The 2,943-nt window shown below is 71.8% G+C and carries 2 protein-coding genes; one reads left to right on the forward strand and one right to left on the reverse strand.

Annotation, left to right across the window (positions count from 1 at the left end; translation table 11 throughout):
- Positions 1 to 196: 196 nt before the first annotated feature.
- Entirely contained in the window at positions 197 to 1,366 is a 1,170-nt protein-coding gene (locus tag ABTZ17_RS36580) for a steroid 3-ketoacyl-CoA thiolase (protein WP_352200141.1), read from the reverse strand.
- 281 nt (positions 1,367 to 1,647) lie between these two features.
- Here ABTZ17_RS36580 and ABTZ17_RS36585 point away from each other — a divergent pair, with 281 nt between their 5' ends.
- Positions 1,648 to 2,892 carry a cytochrome P450 gene (locus tag ABTZ17_RS36585; RefSeq protein WP_352200142.1) on the forward strand — a complete coding sequence of 415 codons (1,245 nt, stop codon included), beginning with the start codon at positions 1,648 to 1,650 and terminating at the stop codon, positions 2,890 to 2,892.
- Positions 2,893 to 2,943: the final 51 nt, after the last annotated feature.

Consider the following 2,943-nt stretch of genomic DNA (forward strand, 5'->3'; position numbering starts at 1 on the left):
TCCCCCTCCCGGGCCCCGCGTATCGGGGGGCGGCCCCCGGGGGGGCCCCGCCCGCCCCCAGGCCCCCGGGCGCCGGCCTCCCCAGGCCGGCCACCGGGGCCTTCCCCCATCCCCGGGGTCCTTCGGGCGGGCCCGTGGCCCCGCCGCGCCGCCCGTCGGAGCGGCGGGGGGCGGCGGGCCGGGGCCCGCGGGGCGGTCAGAGCCGCTGGATGATCGTGGCCGTGGCCAGTGCGCCGCCCGCGCACATGGTGATCAGCGCGAACTCGCGGTCGCGCCGTTCCAGCTCGTGCAGGGCCGTGGTGATCAGTCGGGCGCCGGTGGCGCCGACCGGGTGGCCGAGGGCGATGCCCCCGCCGTTGACGTTGACCTTCTCCAGGTCCTGGCCGAAGACCTTCGCCCAGCTGAGGACCACGGAGGCGAAGGCTTCGTTGATCTCGACCAGGTCGATGTCCTTCAGGGACATGCCCGCCTTGCCCAGGACGGCGCGGGTGGCGTCCACGGGCCCGTCGAGGTGGAAGTGCGGGTCGGAGCCGACGAGGGCCTGGGCGACGATCCGGGCCCGGGGCCGCAGTTTGAGGGCGCGGGCCATCTTGCGGGAGGCCCACATCACGGCGGCGGCCCCGTCGGAGATCTGCGAGGAGTTCCCGGCGGTGTGGACGGCCGTCGGCATCACCGGCTTGAGGCGGGCCAGGGCCTCCAGGGAGGTGTCGCGCAGCCCCTCGTCCCGGTCGACCAGGCGCCACATGCCCTGGCCGGCGGCCTGTTCCTCCTCGGTGGTGGGCACCTGCACGGCGAAGGTCTCCCGCTTGAAGCGCTCCTCCGCCCAGGCGGCCTGCGCCCGCTCCTGGGACAGCAGGCCCAGCCGGTCCACGTCCTCCCGGCTCAGGCCGCGGTGCCGGGCGATGCGCTCGGCGGCCTCGAACTGGTTGGGCAGGTCCACGTTCCACTCGTCGGGGAAGGGCTTGCCGGGGCCGTGCTTGGACCCCGAGCCCAGCGGGACCCGACTCATGGCCTCGACCCCGCAGGCGATGCCCACGTCGATGACCCCGCCGGAGATCATGTTCGCCAGCATGTGGTTGGCCTGTTGGCTGGAGCCGCACTGGCAGTCGACGGTGGTCGCGGCGGTCTCGTAGGGCAGGCCCATGGCCAGCCAGGCGTTGCGCGCCGGGTTCATGGACTGTTCGCCCGCGTGCGTGACCGTGCCGCCCACGATCTGCTCGACGCAGTCGGGCTGGATGCCGGTCCGGGCGAGCAGTTCCCGGTAGGTCTCACCGAGCAGGTAGGCGGGGTGCAGGTTGGCGAGCGCGCCTCCGCGCTTGCCGATGGGGGTGCGTACGGCTTCGACGATGACGGGTTCCGCGGCCATGAGCTCGTCCTCTCCTCACGCGGCGGCGGCCCGTCCCGGCGGGCCGCGGCTGGGTGTGTCCACGTCCGGGATCCCCGGCCCCCGATGCGGGCCCCCGAACTAGTACGCGTTCTAGTTCTCCTCGCAGTCTTATGACCGCAACCCGGTCGGCGCAAGGGTCTTGCACGCGCCTTGCACGATTCCCGCACCTGACCGCCCTCGCCGCGACCCTTGTCACTTGTAGAACTCGTTACTACCTTTCCCCGTATCTTCTGATGGGCCGTCAGACCTTGGAGTCGCCGATGTCCTGCCCCGCCCTGCCCGAGGGATTCGACGCCACCGACCCCGACCTGCTCCACGCCCGCGTCCCCTTCCCCGAGTTCGCGCAGCTGCGGCGGACCGCCCCGGTGTGGTGGTGTCCGCAGCCCCGGGGCATCACGGGGTTCGACGACGAGGGCTACTGGGCGGTGACCCGGCACGCGGACGTCAAGTACGTCTCCACGCACCCGGAGTTGTTCTCCTCCACCACCAACACGGCGATCATCCGCTTCAACGAGCACATCCAGCGCGAACAGATCGAGGCCCAGCGCCTGATCATGCTCAACATGGACCCGCCGGAACACACCCGCGTCCGCCAGATCGTCCAACGCGGTTTCACCCCCCGGGCCATCCGCGCCCTGGAGGAGACCCTGCGCGAACGGGCCCGGCGCATCGTGACCGAGGCCCTGGAGGGAGCGGGCGACGGCAGCTTCGACTTCGTCACGAAGGTCGCCTGCGAACTGCCCCTCCAGGCCATCGCCGAGTTGATCGGCGTCCCCCAGGAGGACCGCTCCAAGATCTTCGACTGGTCCAACAAGATGATCGCGTACGACGACCCCGAGTACGCGATCACCGAGGAGGTCGGCGCCACCGCCGCCATGGACCTCATCGCCTACGCGATGAACATGTCCGCCGACCGCAAGCAGTGCCCGGCGCAGGACATCGTCACCCAGCTCGTGGCCGCCGAGGGCCAGGGCAACCTCAGCTCCGACGAGTTCGGCTTCTTCGTACTGGTCCTGGCCGTCGCGGGCAACGAGACCACCCGCAACGCCATCAGCCACGGCATGCACGCCTTCCTCACTCACCCCGAACAGTGGGAGCTGTACAAGGCCAAGCGCCCGGTGACGGCGGCCGAGGAGATCGTCCGCTGGGCCACCCCGGTGGTCTCCTTCCAGCGCACCGCCACCCGCGACACCGAGCTGGGCGGTCAGGCGATCCGGGCGGGCGACCGGGTCGGGATGTTCTACTCCTCGGCCAACCACGACCCCGAGGTCTTCGAGGCCCCCGAACGCTTCGACATCACCCGCGACCCCAACCCCCACCTCGGCTTCGGGGGCGGGGGACCGCACTTCTGCCTCGGCAAGTCCCTGGCCATCATGGAGATCGACCTGATCTTCAACGCCCTCGCGGACGCCCTGCCGGACCTGCGGCTGACCGGCCCGCAGCCACGGCGCCTGCGCGCGGCCTGGCTCAACGGCATCAAGGAACTCCAGGTCACGCACGGCTGAGGGCGCGCACGCGCGCGGCGCGGTCGGGCGGGGCCCGGCCGGGGCAGATCG

This window comes from Streptomyces sp. NPDC097619, assembly GCF_040302735.1.
GTDB lineage: Bacteria > Actinomycetota > Actinomycetes > Streptomycetales > Streptomycetaceae > Streptomyces.

Excerpts from the sequence above, each read along its gene's own strand:
- ABTZ17_RS36580 (WP_352200141.1), bottom strand. The coding sequence starts at position 1,366 with ATGGCCGCGGAACCCGTCATCGTCGAAGCCGTACGCACCCCCATCGGC.
- ABTZ17_RS36585 (WP_352200142.1), top strand. The coding sequence starts at position 1,648 with ATGTCCTGCCCCGCCCTGCCCGAGGGATTCGACGCCACCGACCCCGAC.